Source organism: Streptomyces sp. NPDC003036, from assembly GCF_040611175.1.
Classification (GTDB): Bacteria; Actinomycetota; Actinomycetes; order Streptomycetales; family Streptomycetaceae; genus Streptomyces.
Window position 1 is genome coordinate 46,718 of sequence record NZ_JBEXNO010000026.1, and the last position, 17,331, is coordinate 64,048.

Here is a 17,331-nt window from a genome sequence, read left to right on the forward strand (position 1 = left end):
GCCTTTCCCTCCCACTTCTTCATCCGGGCCTCCGGTCCGGCAGCGAGCGAGAGCATGATCATTCACGTCAACCGGCGCGGCATCAACGCCGTCGACGCCCTCGCCGACGCGCTCGGCCGTCCCCTCAGCCAGGACGAGGGCCTCACCACCGAGCCCGGCGGCAGCGTGGTGGCCCACTGGGATCAGCTGGACCTGTACACCGACGAAAACCGGACATGGACCACGTCGGACTGGGCCCAGCACCTCGCCGAACCACTGCGGGAGCGCCCCTTCGCCGCTCACCGGCACGCGATCCTCCACCTGTCAGTGAGACTGCACCCGCTCGACCGGAAGCTCTCACCCGCCGAGTGGTCTGAGATCGCGCACCGTCTGGCGCGTACAGCAGGTCTCGCTCCGCCGGGCGACGACCGGGCCTGTCGTTGGATCGCCGTACGGGACGAGCCGACCCGCATGGATCTGATCGGCAACCTCATCCGCCTGGACGGCGACTGGGCAGCCACTCCCCGCCGCCTGGCCCACGTCCTGGAGACCGAGGCGCGGCGGATCGAGACCGACCTCCTCCTTCACACCCGGCATCCCTCCGCGGAGGAGAGTGCCGCCGCACCGCAGGGTGCGTTCCCGCCGGCCCTGGTGCCGACCGCGACCAGCCCGCTCGCCGGCATCCTGAACCAGTTGGCAGCCGAGCAGACCGGGCCGATCGCGACGGTGCGGCAGCTGATCGAGGAGGCCGGACGCCAGGCCGCCGCCCTGCCCGGGCACGAGGCCGCCGCTGCCGGCCGGGACCTGTTCTGGGCGGCCCGCCGACTCCATGGTGTGCAGGAGCAGTTGGGCGAGATCGCTGCCCGTCTCGCCCCCGCTCCACCGGACTCGAGCCCGGCAATCTTCCCGCCGAGAGCCCCTGCCACCTCCACAGCGGTGAAGCGGTGAGCCGGGTGGAGACGGGCGCCGGTCAGACCGTGACCATCGCACGCGATCCGGCGAACGGCCTGATCACCGCGAGAGGTGGGGACGGCTTGGCCCACGGCATCCTGGAGCGCAGCTTCTTCTTGCAGGAGCGGCACGGAGTCACATGGCACCGGCTGTCCCCCACCGTCTCCCCCGAGGATGAACGGACCGTCACCCGCGTGGCCGTGGCGCGCCTCCAAGCCGCCGGATACCGGGTGCTCGCCGACGCGGAGTTCGCCTGGGACGGCACCGAAGCCCGCTACGTGACGACGGGCCGTGCGATCGAGAACCTCGCCGGCCGGATCCGCGAGTCCACCTCCGTGGACGAGCTCACCTACGATCTGGCGGAACTCACCGCCACGCACGACGGGATCGTCGCCTCTCTCGGTCATGTCCTGCATGCGCTCGCGGATGTCTATGACCGGCTCAGCGGACCGACCGATCCACGCTGGGGCACCCAACTGCGCAGCTCCGCCGAGCACGAACTTCGCCTCCTCGCGGCGCAGCTGCAGAGCGTGCGCACCAACCTCGCCGACCGCAGCGCGCCCCCCGACCGACGCGGACCTCACGCTCCGCCACCCGCGCCGCCGGCCCCTTCGAGCTCTACCGCCTCCGGACGGACCCGATGACCTTCCCCGCCCCCTCATCGAGGAGCCCATGCCCACCCCCCGATCCCTTCCCGCATACGACAACCGCGACCTGGAGTCGTTCGCCGCCGTCATCGCCGACACCCTGCCCGGCACCTGGACGGTCGAGTACCACCAGCACCGGCGCTACGACGATCAGTTCAAGCACGCCGAAGACGTCTGGGACCTCAACCTCGTCAGCGGCGCCATCGCCGAGTTCGTCCTGGGCGAGGATGCCCACCTCATCCGACACGACGGCACCCGGTTGTACGTCACGATCCGTCCACTGCACGAAGACGAGTTCCTCGTCGCGGCCATCGCCCCCACCCGAGACGTCGCTGCCGAGGCGTTCGAGGGGGTCCGCGAGCCCGAGGGGATCGCTGTGCCGGCCGACCCCGAGCTCGCCGCCCACGCCATCGACGCCGACCTCCTCCCCCGCTACGACATCGCCCTCGCCCAAGTCCGCCACGCCGCCATGAACCCGCCGCAGCCTGCCCCGCGCCCGGACACGATGGTCGTGATGACCTGGCGGGACGACGGCTCCCTGGCCGCCACGACGACAACCCGGCCCGCCGCCGAAGTGCTGCTCGCCGAGGGCTTCGTGTGGGAGACCGCCTCGAACGCGTACGTGCTGAGCGGGGACGACACCCGCGCCCAGGGCCACGCCGTCCAGGCCGCCGGTGCCCGCCTCGCCCGCCTCGGCATCGGCACCGCCCTGCGCACCGCACCCCGCTCCCCGGCCGACATCGCCCTGCCGGCGCCGCAGCCGGGCGCCCGGTCCGCCACCCGCACCCGGTGACGCCGGCCCCGCGCACCCGCTCGTCCGTCCCTCCGCTCGACGCCGCCCGCCATCCACGCCTCGCCGTCTTGCTCCTGCGGCGCTACCTGCGCGCAGCGGTCATCAAGGCCGGCGGTGGGCCCGACCGCTCCCCTGCGGCGCCGGTCGCGTCCGCAGGGCCGCCCGCTCCCGTCCACCGCCGCAGCCGCTGACCACCGTCGCGGGCTGCGGACCAACGCCTCGGATCGCCCATGAACCCGCCTGTCACCGACGACGCCCTCCGCACCGCCATCACCCAGCACCTCGACCAGCTCACCGCCCGCCTGCTGCGGGCAGACGCACAGCAAGCCGCACAGATCCTGGCCCGTGCCGTCGACATGGAACGCGGCATCCTCGGCAAGGTCCACGACCTCGTCAGTGCCGGCAGCCGGGCCTCCCGGAACCACGCCGCAGACGGAGCCTTCCCGGCGGAGGCGTGGCTGGCGCTCGGACGTGCCGCCAACACCCTGGCCAACCTCACCATCGACCTCGAACAGCACCAGGAAGTCTTCGAGAAGATCGGCAAGCAGCCACCGGCCCCGGCCACCGCGCCGCCGAAGGCCACCGCCTTCGTGGCCAGAGGACGGCACCGGTGAGCAAACGGCAACGGCAGTGGCCCGGCTGGGGCAGCCAGCAGGCCGCGCAACAGCACTACCTGATCGAGCCCCGCTACCTAGCCGGCGGCGGCGACCTGCGGCACGTCACCGAGTACCTGCGCGCCTCCGGCTGGACGGACAACACTCCCCGGTCATCCGCCGCCCTCGTCTTCGACTCCCCGGACAAGGCGGTCCGTGTCGCCTACCAGCCGCCGGGCGGCTGGCAGATCCACGGCGCCGCCCAGAGCCAGCAGCCGGCCTGGCAGGTGACGCTCTCCGCGCAGGCCCCGGTCGAGATCGTCGCCGGCCTCACCGACGCGCTGACCAAGGCCCGCTCCGCGCACGCCCCGAACGTGTGGGCACCGCTCTCCGAGCGAGGGTGGTCCACCAACACCGGCCAGGAGCACACCGCCGTCAGCCCCAACCGGGACGCCTTCGTCCAGTACGTCACCACCGGGCCGCAGCACTGGTGGATCGGCGCCCGAAACGAGCACGGGCCCGTCTGGAACCTCCAGGCGACCTCGACCACCCCCCTGTACCTGCTGCAGGGCCTGACCGAGGCCCTGGCCGATCCCGATCCGGTCATGCGCCCCCGCGGCCACGTCCCGCCGAGCAACCGCATCCGCGCGACCTCCGTCTCCGTGCTCCCCGACCAGCTCCGCGCCTGGCAGCAGGCCCGCATCACCGCGGCCCGCGCCGCCACCTGGGGCCGGAACTGGGTCGCGTCCCGGACCCGGACCCCCGCCTCCGCCCGCGTCGCCCGCAGCCGATGACGGCGACCGTCGTCCCGGAGCCCTTCATGCCCCGCCCCATCACGTGCCGACCTATCACCCGGGTGACCGAGGGACGTGCTGCCTGGGCTCGTGTCCCTGCACCTGCCGGAGCGGTCACATGGCCGTAAGCCACGCCCAGTGGGCGTCATACGCCGATGACCACCGCTCGAAGATCCCCTTCCACACCTCTCCCCGGCACCTCGCCGGACCCGGCGACCCCAGGCACGTCACCCACGCCCTGCTCGCCGCCGGCTGGAGGATCGCCTCCGCCCCCGGCGACCCCCGCACCGTACTGACCGGCCCCGACAACTCCCCCCACCAGCTCGTGCTCGATCCGTTCGCAAGCTCGTGCTGGCGGATCCAGCCCGCCGACTGGTCGTGGTACGCCTCCTTCGACCGCATGGTGCCCGCCGAGATCATCGCCGGATTCACCGACCGCCTCATCGACACGCCGCGCCAGACCGACACCGACCCATGGCAGCTGATGGAGAAGGCGGGATGGACCGTCGAGCAACGGCCCGATGGAACGCGCGAAGCCGTCTCACCTGACCCCCACCCGCTGCTGGCCGAGCTCGTTCCCATCGGCAAGGCCACCCTCGAACAGCCGGCCTGGCGCATCGAAGCCCAGCCCCAGTACGGCGGCGCGCGTCTGTGGCACATCTGGATCAGCGGCACCGTCTCCGACCACCTCATGACCGGCCTCGTCGAGCAGCTCGTCTCCACCGCACCCGTCATACGCGGCATGCACGACACCGACAGCCACGGTGCCCGGCAGGAGCCGAGCGGCTTGTCCCCCGAGCAGGTCCTCGAAGCGCACTTCACCCGGCTCGAGGCCGTCACCCGCGCCCAGCGCCGCACGCGCCTCGCGACATCTCTGCCGAAGCCTCTGCCGAGCGCGGCACCGCGGTCCGTATCCCCCCGCTGAACTCCCGAAAGAACTCCGTGCCCCGATCCCCTTCACCCGAGACAGCCGCCTCCGACCAGCGGCCTTCGCTCACGCGCCTGTCCGGCTTCCTGCCCCGGGCGGAGGACGAGACCGCCGCCTGGGAGCGGTACGCCGACGAGCACACCGACCTCGATGGCTGGCCGTACGACCAGGACGCCTTCGACAGACGCATGGCCGCCCGGGATGCGGCGCTCTGGCGTCTGTTCTCCCCGGTGCGAGACGAGGCAGCTCATCTCCTGGACACAGCCGACGCCATGATCGACCAGCTCGCCGGGAAGTCCGTTCAGACCCGATGGGTATGGCAACTCGACCAGCTACGCGGCGCCTTGGAACGGATCGACGCCGCTCAGACCGCCTTCACGGACTGGCAGGACACCTACCCGCACATGAGCGACGAGCTCGTCCACCGCGCGAGGGCGGCCCGGGAGAAGCGAGCCTGGGAGGGCCTGAACGACTGGATCACCCACGGCCGCGCCGTGCTGGAGATCCACGCCACAGCCCTGCGGGCCGGCCGCCCCGGTATTCGGCGCCCACTCCCGGCCCCGGCCGCGGTCCACTCCTCAGTCACCGCCCAGGGCCCGCGCCTCTGACCCCTCTCCTTCTCGCCGCCGTGCAGTTTTCGGCGGCGAGGGTGTGGCCTCCGCCCAGCGCTCGCCAGGTGCCGCCGCCGCAGAATCCGGGAGGCCCCCGCCCCCGCCATACCCGGTGATCACCGTCCCGACCGAAGGAATCACCCTGCCCTCTCCGTTCCCCTATCGCGCCGACCAGCACGCCTCCGCGCTCCAGGCACTGACCACGTTCCTGGTGCAGAGCGAGATGATCCTGGCCTCCTGGGATTCCTACTCTGAGAAGCACACCGACGCCGACGGCTGGCCGCACGACGAGGAGTCGTACGGCTGGCGCAAGGTTCAGCGGGACGCGCAGACCTGGCGCGCCTTCGAGCCCGTCCGTCGCGCCGCGCACGAGCTGCTCGCCACCGCCCGGTTCCAGCTACAGCACATCGCCGCCAGCGACGTCGAGCCCCAATGGCCATGGCAGCTGTCCGAGCTCGCCAAGTCCCTCGACCGCCTGGAGGCTCTCCGCTCCGAGTGGGCCGAGGCCCGTGAGGCCCGGCGCATCTCCCGGCCGGCGCACGATCAGCTCGTCGACGCCCTGGCCGAGCGGAATGCCGAGGCGTGGAGCGATCTGGACACGTGGGCCATCCACGGACACGCCATCCTCGACCTGCACTTCGTCGCGCTGAAGGCGCCGCCGCCTGCGCCCGTCGCCGTCGCGGACCCCACACTCCTGCTCACCACCGGCCGCCCGGCGGTGAGACGCTGATGAGCGACATGGTCGACCAGGCGCTCATCTCGCCCAGGTACCTCGCCGGCCCTGGAGACCCGGCATGGGTCACCGTCCCCCTGCACGAAGCTGCCGGCTGGAGCCACGGACACGAGCCACTGCTGCCGCGGGTCGTCCTCTCCAGCCCGGACCAGAAGACGCTCCTGCGGCTCGAACCGAATCCGAGCGATCAGTGGTGGCGGATCACCCACAACGGCGGTAACCCCTCGAACAGTTGGTACGCGTCCTTCGGCGGCCGGACGCCGGTCGAGCTGATCGCCGCGGTCACCGACCCCTCACCGATCCCGCCCACAACGAGCGGGCCGCCGCCGATCCCCTCCGGCCGCTGCGTCGGCAGGGATGGGAGACGGCACCGTCGGGCGAGTTCCGCTCCCCGGACGGCATCGTCAAGGGCGAGCGGATGACCTTCTCCGGCTCGAACGGCTGGTTCATCACCGCCGCGCTCGACGAGGACTACGTGCTGTGGCAGGCGCGCTTCGACAGCCGCACTCCCGCCGGCATCGTGTCGGCCTTCACACAGGCGCTCGCCGATCGCGAGCCGCTGCGGCGCACCCACGAGCAGACCCGTGGCCTCAGCCGGCAGGGCATCAACCTCCACTGGCAGCAGGCCACTGCCGTGAGCGTTGCCTCCGCGCTCCCCGACCGCGTCGAACGCCTCGCCGCCCGCCGTACCGGCACTCCCCCACCCCTGCCGCAGCCGCCGCGGACAGCGCCCCGCCGTACCCGCTGACCCTCACACCGCCCGCCGACCCCGGCGTCCACAAGGAACCCGCCCTTGCCCAACTCCCCCTCCACCAGCTCCGACGGCTACGACATAGCCCTCAAGATCGGCGGCGGCGCCCTCGCGATCGGCTTCCCCCTCGCCTCCTTCGCCTGGCTGTCCGGGAACCTCGCCGCCTGGGCGACCGGGACCGGCCCGTGGGTGCCCTACCGGCCGGCCGACGCTCTCCTCCACCCCGGGCAGCTGTGGCCCAATGCTGGAGAAACGACCCTGCTCGTCGCCACCCGCATCGTGCCCGTCCTGCTGACGCTCCTGATCGCCGCCGGCGCCGCAGGCATCTGGGCCCGGTACAAGAACCGGGCCAGTGGCCGGAAGAAGAAGGTCAAGGGCATGGCGAGCGTCCGCGACATCGAGCCGCTGCTCGCGAAGGCGATCGAGGCCAAGGCCCGCTCGCTGCGCCCGAGCCTGAAGAACGCCAAGCACATCGAGCCTCGCGACACCGGCATCCTCCTCGGCAACCTCCAGGGCACGAAGCACGAGGTCCGCATGGGCTTCGAGGACGTCGCGGTCGCCATCATGGCGCCACGTTCCGGTAAGACCACCTCGCTCGCGATCCCCTCCATCCTCACCGCGCCGGGACCGGTGCTGCTGACCTCCAACAAGGCCGCGGGCGACGCGTACACCGCGTGCTACGACGCCCGCAGCCGAGTCGGTCGGGTGTGGTCGATGGATCCGCAGCAGATCGCCCACGCCGAGCGGACCATGTGGTGGAACCCGCTCACCGACGCGCGCACCCTCGACGGCGCGGGCCGGCTGGCCGGGCACTTTCTCGCCGCCTCCGTCGATGCGAACCAGCAGGGCGACTTCTGGTCCAAGGCCGGCAGCAACATCCTCAGCCAGCTGTTGCTGGCGGCAGCGCTCGACGAGCGGCCGATCACCGACGTCATGCGCTGGCTCGCCTTCCCGTCCGACCGGCGCCCGCTCGACATCCTGCGCGATCACGGATTCTCATCCGTCGCTTCCCAGTTGAAGGGCACTGTCGAGGGCCCGCCGGAGACGAGGGACGGTATCTACGAGACCGCCCGCCAGTACGCCTCCGCCCTGCTCAACTCGGAGATCGCGGCCTGGGTCACCCCGCAGAAGGATGTGCCCGAGTTCCGGCCGACCGACTTCGTGACCTCCTGCGACTCCCTGTTCCTGCTGTCGAAGGACGGCGGCGGTGGCGCCTCGGCGCTGATCGCGGCCTGCGCGGACTCCGTCATGCGGGCCGCGACCGCCCAGGCCGAGCGCGCCGGCGGCCGACTGGACCCGCCGATGCTCGCAATCCTCGACGAGGCCGCCAACGTGTGCAAGATCAGCGACCTGCCGGACCTGTACTCCCACCTGGGCTCGCGCGGGATCATCCCGATCACCATCCTGCAGTCCTACCGCCAGGGGCAGAAGGTGTGGGGGGACGCGGGCATGGACGCGATGTGGTCTGCGGCCACCGTGAAGGTCATCGGCTCGGGCATCGACGACCCCGACTTCGCCGACAAGCTCTCGCGGATGATCGGGGACCACGACGTCGAGACGACTTCCACCTCCGTCTCCGACTCGGGCAAGTCGACCTCGATCAGCATGCGGCAGGAACGGATCCTGCCGGCCGACGCGATCCGCGCCCTGCCCAAGGGCTCCGCGCTGTGCCTGGCCACCGGTATGCGCGTCGCGATGCTCGACCTGCGCCCCTGGTACGCCGAGCCCGGCGCCGACGAGCTCGCCGCCGCGTCCGCCCGCGCGTCGAAGGCCATCACCGCCCGAGCACTCGCCAAGACCAGCCCCCAACGGGCCGATTACGACTCTGCCGCGTGACCGCCCGTGTGCCAGCGTAGGGCGTCCGGCCCTTCCGGCCAGGACGGCATGTCGCGATCGAGTTTGCCGTAGCCGTCGGCGCGCTCGCGCCAGAAAGGAACCCCCATCATCACAGCCTCATCCGCTTCGGATACCGCTGCGCCGTTCGCTGAAATGCACTCCCGCGTCGACTCCTTGGACACGGTCCCGAGGTCCGGCATCTGGGAGCGGGGGCGGCGCCGATGACGTCCGGATCTGTCTCCGGCGCCGCGGTGTCGGCCGAGCTTCTTCCGGCCCGCGTCCTCACCCTGGCCGAGCAGACCACGCGGTTCCGTGACCGACTGGCCACGTTCCAGTTCAACGATCCGCTCGCCCCTGACGAGGCCCTCGCCCACGCCGAGGCCGCCGCCCAGCTCGCCTTCGCCACCAAGGCCGTCGCCAGGGAGGTCGCCGAGTCCGTGTCTACGTAAGCCCTGGCATCCGGGACGCAGTCAGCCGCCTCCAGCTCCTCGCCCGGCAGGCCCAGTTGGCGGACGAGCACCTGACGTGGGTCCGAGTCTATCTCGGCGATCTCCCACCCGAGGAGCGAGCGCAGCGGCCCCATCCGCCCGGCCCGGTCCTTGACACCCTCCTCGAAGCCGGACGGCACGTTCGGGAGGCGGACACGCTGACCGCGCTCGGTGCACCCGAGCTCTGCGCACCGCCGCAGACCTCGCCGCCGCGCTGCGTGCCCAGAAGTTCAGCAGCCGGGCCCATCCCATGTCGCCCGCGCAGTACGCCGCCCTGCACGCCGCCGCCTCCGGATACGTCACCGTCGACAACCTCGGCTCTCAGGAATGGGCCTCGAACCGGCTCGACCGCCTCTCGATGGCCACCGTCCGCTCCCTGGAGTCGCGCGACTGGGTCCACCGCGAGGCGTACCGCCCTGGCCGTCCGCCTTCACCTCACCGAAGCCGGACGTGTCGCTCTCGCCTCCCGGCTCGGCCGCACGCCGGTCGTGACACGCCCGTCCGCTGCCGCGGCACAGCCTGCCCGCACCCGTATCCGCTGATCCAAGGACCCCTCCGTGCATCCCTTCCACCTGTTCGCCGTCGCAGTCGCCCACCGACTCCCCGGCACCTGGACCACCATCCGCCACCGGTACCCGCGCCCCGCGGACCAGTCCGTCGACCTGTGCCGGATCTGGACTCCCTCCGAAGACCGCCCGTCCCCCGCTGGCCGCGAACGCGCCGCGACCCTCCGCCGCGCTGACGGCCTGGCGCTCTACCTCGCCGAACACCGCCAGCGCCGCGTCCTTATCTGCCCCGTCGTCCCCCTCGGCCTGCACGAGGACATCACCGACCGACTCCGCGCCCCGCCGTCGGTCGCCGCTCCGCTCGATCCGGCCCGCGCCGCCTGGCGGATCACGGACCGGGTCCTGCCCCGCTACACCGCCGCCGTGTCCGATGCCCGAGCAGCGGCCCGCGCCCTGACCTTCCAGCGCGCACACCGCTCTCTACCGCGCCGGGCCCCTGCGCCCCACGCCCGCACCCGTTGAAGCCCTCCTCCCCCCGGCAAAAAGTCCCGGAGAACTCGCAGATGCCCGAACAGCGACCCATTGCACCCCACTTCACGGTCTGCGTGCAGATGCTGACGCTAGCGGCCCGGTACGCGCAGTGCTTCGACGCGCTCGACGACCGCACCCTCAGCGCGCCGACGGCGGACGAACGGATCGGCCAGCAGCTCGTCACCGTGAAATCGCTCGCCCAAGACGCGGCTGCCGTAGGCACGGCACACCGGGAACTGCCGATGCCTCTCATCGATCACAACGACGCCACGGTCGGCTCCAGGTTGGCCCAGCTCGCGGTCGTAACGACCGCGGCGGCCGACTCGCTCGCACGCGCGGTCGAAGGCTTCGACGCCACCTCGGCCAGCTCTATCGAGACGAGGTTGACCAGCGTGCAGGCGGCCCGTGACCTGCTCGCCACCGCCGCTACAGACCTCGTCAGCTGCGCCGAGCGCGTCGCCGCCGAGATGCACCGCTACCGCAGCTCCTACTCGATACCGGAGGTCGGTGCCCACGTCAGCCTCACGACGGAGCGGCTCCAGGTCCTCCGGCTCGTCACCACGGGCGCGGTCTCGGTCGACGAGGACGGCCACACGTGGGTGGGCATGAACAAGGACGCCGTGCGAGCGAGCGTGCTCCGCTACCTCGACCAGCAGGGCCTGATCACGGCGGAGCCGTCCGCCTCCTGGGCCGACGAGATACGCGTCGCGTCCACCTCGATGGGCCGGCTCGTCCTGGCGGCCACCCTTAGCCGGCCGGAACGCCGTGAGGACGAGCACCAGCCGACGCCCACGACGGCACGCGCCGTGTCCTCCACACCGGCACGGGGAGCACGGTGACGGTCTTAGCCCCGTTCGTGTCCTTCCCAGAGCAGCTCCTCGCCTTGGGGACCGAACACGTCCTCCAGCACGACGGCTGACCTCCAGTGCCATGAGCCTCTGACGTCGGTCGCGACGCCCCCACGCGATGGCCTCCCGCAGTGTCGCCCCCGACTGCTTCGCCTCCCCGGCCTCTCCGCTTCACCTGCGGCCCAGAAAAGCCCCACCACCCGCCCAAGGAATTCTCATCTCCACGCACACTTCCCCTCAGTTTCGCGCACTCTCCCTCGGTGCTGGAGTTCAGTCCAGCACACTTCTCGCCCTCTCCGCGGAAGGACTCCTCCCTAAAGTCGACTACGCAATATTCGCCGACACAGGCTGGGAGCCCAAATCCGTCTATCGCCATCTCGACCATCTTGAACAGGAAATTGCAGCACCGGCCGGCATACCCGTCCTGCGGGTTTCGTCCGGGCACATCCGCAATGACGCCCTGAACCCCGATCACCGCTTCGCATCCATGCCGCTCTACATCCTGAACAAGGACGGGCGACCTGGGATGACAAGACGCCAGTGCACAGTTATCTGCACCAACTCCCCTCGTTGATCGGCGTGATGGTCAGTGCGATCAACGAGGAGAGACACCTTGGAACTGCGGCATGAACTGATCGAGGGGCGGGCCGAGCTGCCCCGGGTGGGGGCCGTTGTCCCCGCTCGGGGCGTCCACCCTCCGTACATCGTCGTGAACGCGTACGACGACGAGATCGAGGCGGCTACCGCCTACCTGCGGGAGCTGGCACTGAACGACTGCAGTCCGCTGACGGTACGGAGTTACGGGTACGGCTTGCTGCGGTGGTTCCGGCTGCTGTGGCTGCTGGGGGTGGCCTGGGAGAAGGCGACTGAGGCTGAGGTCGCAGTGCTGGCGGGGTGGCTGAGGACGGCCTCGAACCCGCAGCGCCAGCGGACGCGGCCGGGTGGAGACGCGCCGGGGTCGGTGAACCTGAGGACCGGCAAGGCGACTCTCCGTGCCGGGTATGCGCCCAGGACGATCAACCACGCGTTGTCGGTCGTCAGCGGCTTCTACGGGTTCCATGCCCATCAGGGCAACGGGCCCGTGGTCAACCCTGTCCCTGTCTCGCCGCAGCGCCGGCGGGCCCTGGCTCACCGAAGCCCGTTGGAGCCGCGGCCGGTCGTGGGACGGGCCCGGCTTCGGCAGAAGGTCTCCGACCGTCCACCCCGCTCCATCCCCGACCGGCTTTGGGACGAGCTGTTCGATCGCATGGGCTGCGAACGCGACCGCGCCCTGCTGGAGTTCTACGTCTCCAGCGGCGCCCGCGCGGTCGAGCTCCTTGGGGTCGGCGTGAACGACATCGACTGGGCCGGCCAGCGGATCTACGTGATCTCCAAGGGCACGCGGGAGAGGGAAGCAGTGCCGGCCTCGCCGCAGGCGTTCGTCCGGCTGGCCCGCTACCTCGACGAAGCGGGCACACCGCCCCAGGGCGAGCCGGTCTGGCGAACCCGTCGCGGCAATGACCGGCCCCTGTCCTATTGGGCGATGCGCCGGATCATGCAGCGGTCGAACGAGCTGCTGGGCACGAACTGGACCCTGCACGACCTCCGTCACACGGCGGCGTCCCGGATGGCCAACGGCGGCAAGCTCACTCCGGTCGAGGTCCAGGCAATCATGCGGCACGCCAACATCCAGACCACCAGCCGCTACCTGACCGCCCGGGTGGAGGAGATGTTCGACAAGCTCACCGAGTACTACAACACCCCCCGGCCCGCGACGAGCTACCCCACCGGGTACGCCGCAGATGACATCAAGGCGGTGTTCGGTGCCTAGGTCACAGGCCAGCCCGACCACAGGGGTCAGCCGCCGGCACGGGCCCATCGTGGAGGGTCTCACCTTCCCAAGCCGATTCGTGGGCGGCCCGATGAAGCCTCAGGCTGCGGTCGCGAAGACGCCACCGCGCCCGCATGGAGAACTGTCCGGTGCCTCGATCAACCACATCTCCAAGCTGGCCTTCGATGTCTGGGACGACGCTTCCACCGTCACGCGCCACCAGCGCGCCCAGGCCACCCGAGGGATCCTTCAGTACCTGTCCACCCATCCGGGCCAGACCTGGCAGGAGCGCTGGGATGTCAGCCCTCTGGGCAAGGGACTGATCAAGGCGAACACCCTCGGTGCCCGCAGGACGACCGGCCTCGCAATCACCCCCGGGGTCCGCACGCTGTTCTGCCTCCGCGTCGTTCAGCCCACGATGCTCGCCTTTCGGCAGAACCAGCTCAACAACTTCACGCCCCTGTTCATCTCGGCGCAGAACGACCCGCTGCTGATCACCTTCGAGGAGCACATCGCCGCACAGGACTTGCGGCTCAAGCACCAACGGGAGGCCGTGCTCGACATGTGCACCCTCCTCACCTATCAGGGCGTCGCGCTGTCCGACGTCACGCCGGAGTCCATCCTTCAGTACGCGCACGACAACCGCCTGGCCCGCTGCCGTCTCCAGCCCGGTCAGCCTGCCTCCAACCGCCTGTTCGGGCACGGAATGTGGACGGCCCTCATCGCCATGGGCCGGTTCCCGACCTCCACGCCGACGACCATGCGGGCGGCGATGATGCGAGGCCAGCGGACCATCGAGGAACTCGTCGACCAGTACGGGGTCCGCGACCAGGCCGTCCGCGGTCTGCTGATCGACTACTTCGGCCGGCGCCGAGCTGATCTCGACTACTCCAGCCTGAAGCAGCTCGCGCTCCTGCTGGTCAAGCACTTCTGGGTGAAGATCGAACAGCTCAACCCTGATCAGCAGGGCCTTCGGATCGCACCGGACCTCTACACACGCTGGCGCGAGACGATCCGTCTCAAGGACGACGGCACTCACCGGATGGGCCAGGACGACATCGTCATCTCAGTCCGGAGCTTCTACTACGACCTGCACACCTGGGCTGCTGACGAACCCGAACGCTGGGCAGCCTGGGTCGCACCGTGTCCCGTCCCGCCCGGTGAATTCCACGGCCTGGGCGTCCGCCGGCGGAAGGGCACCGAACGCTCCGCAGACCGCACCCGGCAACGCCAGCCCCTCTTGCCCATCCTGGTCGAGCACGTCGAGTCCCGCTACGACCAAGGCCGGCTCCTACTCGAACGCGCCGAACAAGCCGCCGATGGCGAGGAGTTCAGCCACGCTGGCACCGCTTTCTGCCGGGTGATCAGCGATTCGGATCGCAAGCTTCTCCGGCACGGCGACGTCGTCCCCACCCGCGTGCTGAACCTGAACTCCGGCGAACTGGTGACCGTCGAGGCAGACGAGGAGGCCGCGTTCTGGGATTGGGCAGCGGTGGAGACCTTGCGGCACTCCGGCGTCCGCATCGAGGAGATGTGCGAGCTGACCCACCTCAGCATCCGCCAGTATCAGCGCGCGAACGGCGAGGTCATCGCCCTGCTGGTCATCGCTCCGTCCAAGACCGACCGCGAGCGCGTCATCCCGATGTCGGCCGAACTGTTCCACGTGATCGCCTCGATCATCCGCCGCCACGGCCGGCGGGGAAAGCCGATCCCCCTGGTCAGTCGCTACGACCCGCACGACAAGGTCTGGAGCTCGCCGATGCCCTTCCTCTTCCAACGCCAGAACGGAGCGATCGGCTCGAAGATCTTCAATCCCGGAACCATCCAGAAGATGATCAGTCGGCGCTGTGAGGACCTGGCCGAGACCCACCCCGGGTTCCGCGGACTGAAGTTCACCCCGCACGACTTCCGGAGGATCTTCGCCACCGAGCTCGTCAACAGCGGCCTGCCCATCCACATCGGCGCCGCGTTGCTGGGCCACCTCAGCATCCAGACCACCCGCGGCTACGTCGCTGTCTTCGACGAGGACGTGATCCGCCACTACCAGGCTCACCTCCACCAGCGGCGCCAGGTCCGGCCCTCGGAAGAGTACCGGGACGCCACCGAGCAGGAGTGGACCGAGTTCGAGGAGCACTTCGACCGCCGCAAGGTCGAGCTCGGCTCCTGCGGACGCCCCTACGGCACCCCCTGCCAGCACGAACACGCCTGCATCCGCTGCCCGATGCTCCACGTCAACCCCAAGATGCTCGCCCGGCTCACCGAGCTGGAAGCCGACCTCCTGCAACGCAGGACACAGGCCGAGGCCGAAGGCTGGATCGGCGAGATCGAGGGCATCGACCTCACCCTCACCTTCCTCCGCGCGAAGCGCGACGAGACCCAACGCCGAGCCCAGCGACCAGCAGTCCACCTCGGCATTCCCACACGCCGGCGTCCCCAGGAGTCCGAATGACGTTTCACAGACCGACGGCCGATCCAGAACCTCGAACGCCTTGCGGCCCCCCGGAATATGATCGAACGGAACTGCCGTCCATGCCCGGCTCGCGGGCCCTCGGCCGGTCCGGCCTCGACCTGCTCCCGTGGCCGGACCACCGCACCTATCGCATGCGAGCCTGAGCCAGTCCAGCCACTCCGCCGCACCGAACACATTCTCTTCGCGAAACCGACATCAAGAGTCATGCAGGGGAAATCATGCCTACCCTTCTCTATTACCCATTGGCTAAGCCTCCAGTGAATGTGGTCCACGAAGCGTTGCTGTACTGGGACGGCATCGCTTCGATGGTATCGGATAGACAAGAAACGTATGAACGCACGCTCATGGGCGCGCTGCAAGATCTCAAGGATCGGGGATTTTACCACCCCATTAACCTTAAGCGTCATTACAGTCTGCTAGCTAACAGGGAAATCGAGGACTTTCCTGGAATGGTCGATCGGCTCCATGCACTCGGCCCCCACAGGGGGCGCCCCGTCTACCTCGACGATGGGGGAAAGGTGGGATTCCGTCTCGAAGAGGGGCTTATCGCACTTGGTGTGGCCCGACGTCATCGATTCTTCGAGCGTCCCAATCTTGGATCCCTCGTCATTCCTGAGAAGGCGCTACTCATCCTGGCCAGCACCATGGCTCAGGAGGTGGCCCGCTCGACAACGAGTACCTCCTACACGCCCTATACCGATCAGTCCACGGCTGAGGAACTTTCACTGAGGCCGAATTCACGGTCCGCTGTGTCGGCTTGGCGAGTGGAACTTGGCCGCATGCTGCCCATGCCGGCACCAGGAACCCCAACCTCCGAGGTTCTGGCCTTCCGTGAAAAATACGCCGCCGAGCGAGAACGTTTGATCAAGGCAACTCAGGCCATGCTCAGTGAGCTCAACCGGCACTGGGAACACCCGGCCGATGTTCTTCAACGCATGCGCAGCGAACTGACCCAGGCACGCGACGACTATCAGGGAGCTGTAAAGAGCAGTCGCATGGCGTGGATCACCAGGTCAATCTCCGCCACGGTGGCGGTAAGCACCGCGGTAGTCGGAGCCCTGGCCGTCCCAGACCTAGCGTGGGCGGCCGGTATCGCCGGAAGCATCGGGTTCAATATTGCCACTCGCGAGGTTCGTCCCGTGATGCAGAAGAAGCAAGAGCATCCGTTCAGCTACCTCCGGCTCGTCGAGAAAGAACTGTCGTAGCAGCGGCTTCGTGGCCGATTTACTGGAGAGCGGGTATTGCTGAGCATCTGGGCGGACCGGAGATCCGTATCTCGCGCGGACTGCGGCGCCGCCCGCAGCCACCGAGCAAAAGCCCGACGAGCAGAGCTGCCCGTTACTGGACCAAGGAAGAAGCCAGCGCTACCGCGGTCCGGCCGAGGAAGACCGCTGAGCAGCACGCGTCAGGCGACCGCGTCCCTGAGCAGGCAGCTTCGGGGACGAGGGCATCGGCGGTCTACTGGAGGCTGACGCTCACGCCTCGTTCCTCGAAGATCTCCAGGAGCAGGTCGAACAGCGCAACCTGGCGATCGCCGCCAGCGGGCACGCGCTCCACCAACCGTGCCCTGGCCTCGGCCGAGGAACCCCAGTGCAAGGTGAACGGAGTGGTGGCGCCCCAGCCGCCCCTCAGACAGTCGTCCAGAGCGTCAAGGTTCCAGCCGAAGTATCCGCCGGGCCCGTTGATGGCTTCACCGATCGTGCAGTAGAAGGTTTCCTTGTCGACGATGTGCCGGCCGTTCAAGGTGAACGCCTGGCCTGCGGGCGCATCGGGCTTTCCCTGGCGTTGGTACTCCCGGGACCACAGGGCCACCGACAGCCACGCGTGTCTGTCCGCGGGTGCGAGTTCGTGCCACATTCCGGTGCGGTTCAGGCGACCAGTCCGGAGCAGATCCCACGCTCGTTCCGCTCCAGGCAAGGCGTTCTCGCACCACAGCGTCACCGTGAGGTCGACGAGGCCGGCTCCACGGGCGGAGGGCTTGACGTCGACGACGGTGACCTCGTTGACGAAGTAGAGGACCCCATGGTGGCACCGTCGCCGTCGAGGAGCTCGAACCAGGCGT

Annotated in this window: 17 protein-coding genes and 2 pseudogenes; 18 read left to right on the plus strand and 1 reads right to left on the minus strand. The window is 69.5% G+C overall.

Annotated elements, in window-relative coordinates; translation table 11 throughout:
- The first annotated feature begins 54 nt into the window (after window positions 1-54).
- The 18 genes and pseudogenes from ABZX67_RS20280 (at window position 55) to ABZX67_RS20365 (ending at window position 16,474) form a co-directional block, all read left to right on the plus strand.
- On the plus strand, window positions 55-927 hold the full coding sequence (locus tag ABZX67_RS20280; protein ID WP_355362034.1) for a relaxase/mobilization nuclease: 873 nt from the start codon (window positions 55-57) through the stop codon (window positions 925-927).
- Between the two features lie 29 nt (window positions 928-956).
- A complete protein-coding gene (locus ABZX67_RS20285; protein ID WP_355362036.1) occupies window positions 957-1,574 on the plus strand; it encodes a hypothetical protein in 618 nt (205 codons plus the stop codon).
- 28 nt (window positions 1,575-1,602) lie between these two features.
- Entirely contained in the window at window positions 1,603-2,370 is a 768-nt protein-coding gene (locus ABZX67_RS20290; protein WP_355362038.1) for a hypothetical protein, read from the plus strand.
- A gap of 230 nt (window positions 2,371-2,600) precedes the next feature.
- Complete coding sequence (locus tag ABZX67_RS20295; RefSeq protein ID WP_355362040.1) at window positions 2,601-2,984, plus strand: hypothetical protein; 384 nt, start codon at window positions 2,601-2,603, stop codon at window positions 2,982-2,984.
- On the plus strand, window positions 2,981-3,757 hold the full coding sequence (locus ABZX67_RS20300) for a DUF317 domain-containing protein (RefSeq protein WP_355362042.1): 777 nt from the start codon (window positions 2,981-2,983) through the stop codon (window positions 3,755-3,757). Before ABZX67_RS20295 ends, ABZX67_RS20300 begins: the two co-directional genes overlap by 4 nt.
- 118 nt (window positions 3,758-3,875) lie before the next feature.
- Window positions 3,876-4,682 (plus strand): DUF317 domain-containing protein, encoded by an 807-nt coding sequence (locus tag ABZX67_RS20305; RefSeq protein ID WP_355362044.1) that lies wholly within the window; start codon window positions 3,876-3,878, stop codon window positions 4,680-4,682.
- 17 nt (window positions 4,683-4,699) lie between these two features.
- Window positions 4,700-5,293, plus strand: a complete 594-nt coding sequence (locus ABZX67_RS20310) for a hypothetical protein (protein ID WP_355362046.1) — start codon at window positions 4,700-4,702, stop codon at window positions 5,291-5,293.
- Between the two features lie 115 nt (window positions 5,294-5,408).
- A complete protein-coding gene (locus ABZX67_RS20315; RefSeq protein ID WP_355362048.1) occupies window positions 5,409-6,026 on the plus strand; it encodes a hypothetical protein in 618 nt (205 codons plus the stop codon).
- An 8-nt stretch (window positions 6,027-6,034) separates the two neighbouring features.
- Window positions 6,035-6,259, plus strand: a pseudogene (locus tag ABZX67_RS20320) (hypothetical protein); the annotation flags it as partial.
- Window positions 6,260-6,261: 2 nt separating this feature from the next.
- Window positions 6,262-6,777, plus strand: coding sequence for a DUF317 domain-containing protein (locus ABZX67_RS20325; RefSeq protein ID WP_355362050.1), 516 nt, complete (start codon window positions 6,262-6,264; stop codon window positions 6,775-6,777).
- 45 nt (window positions 6,778-6,822) lie between these two features.
- Window positions 6,823-8,616, plus strand: coding sequence for a TraM recognition domain-containing protein (locus ABZX67_RS20330; RefSeq protein WP_355362052.1), 1,794 nt, complete (start codon window positions 6,823-6,825; stop codon window positions 8,614-8,616).
- A 221-nt stretch (window positions 8,617-8,837) separates the two neighbouring features.
- Window positions 8,838-9,065: a hypothetical protein gene (locus ABZX67_RS20335; RefSeq protein ID WP_355362054.1), complete on the plus strand. Its 228-nt coding sequence runs from the start codon at window positions 8,838-8,840 to the stop codon at window positions 9,063-9,065.
- Window positions 9,066-9,661: 596 nt separating this feature from the next.
- Window positions 9,662-10,132 carry a hypothetical protein gene (locus tag ABZX67_RS20340; protein WP_355362056.1) on the plus strand — a complete coding sequence of 157 codons (471 nt, stop codon included), beginning with the start codon at window positions 9,662-9,664 and terminating at the stop codon, window positions 10,130-10,132.
- An 89-nt stretch (window positions 10,133-10,221) separates the two neighbouring features.
- Window positions 10,222-10,980, plus strand: a complete 759-nt coding sequence (locus ABZX67_RS20345; RefSeq protein WP_355362058.1) for a hypothetical protein — start codon at window positions 10,222-10,224, stop codon at window positions 10,978-10,980.
- 340 nt (window positions 10,981-11,320) lie between these two features.
- Window positions 11,321-11,536, plus strand: a pseudogene (locus ABZX67_RS20350) (hypothetical protein); the annotation flags it as partial.
- Window positions 11,537-11,602: 66 nt separating this feature from the next.
- Window positions 11,603-12,799 carry a site-specific integrase gene (locus ABZX67_RS20355; protein ID WP_355362060.1) on the plus strand — a complete coding sequence of 399 codons (1,197 nt, stop codon included), beginning with the start codon at window positions 11,603-11,605 and terminating at the stop codon, window positions 12,797-12,799.
- Window positions 12,800-12,848: 49 nt separating this feature from the next.
- A complete protein-coding gene (locus ABZX67_RS20360; RefSeq protein ID WP_355362062.1) occupies window positions 12,849-15,248 on the plus strand; it encodes a site-specific integrase in 2,400 nt (799 codons plus the stop codon).
- Between the two features lie 239 nt (window positions 15,249-15,487).
- Entirely contained in the window at window positions 15,488-16,474 is a 987-nt protein-coding gene (locus ABZX67_RS20365) for a DUF6236 family protein (RefSeq protein WP_355362064.1), read from the plus strand.
- 253 nt (window positions 16,475-16,727) lie between these two features.
- On the opposite strand, the gene ABZX67_RS20370 is transcribed toward ABZX67_RS20365, so the two are convergent.
- A complete protein-coding gene (locus tag ABZX67_RS20370; protein WP_355362066.1) occupies window positions 16,728-17,126 on the minus strand; it encodes a barstar family protein in 399 nt (132 codons plus the stop codon).
- Window positions 17,127-17,331: the final 205 nt, after the last annotated feature.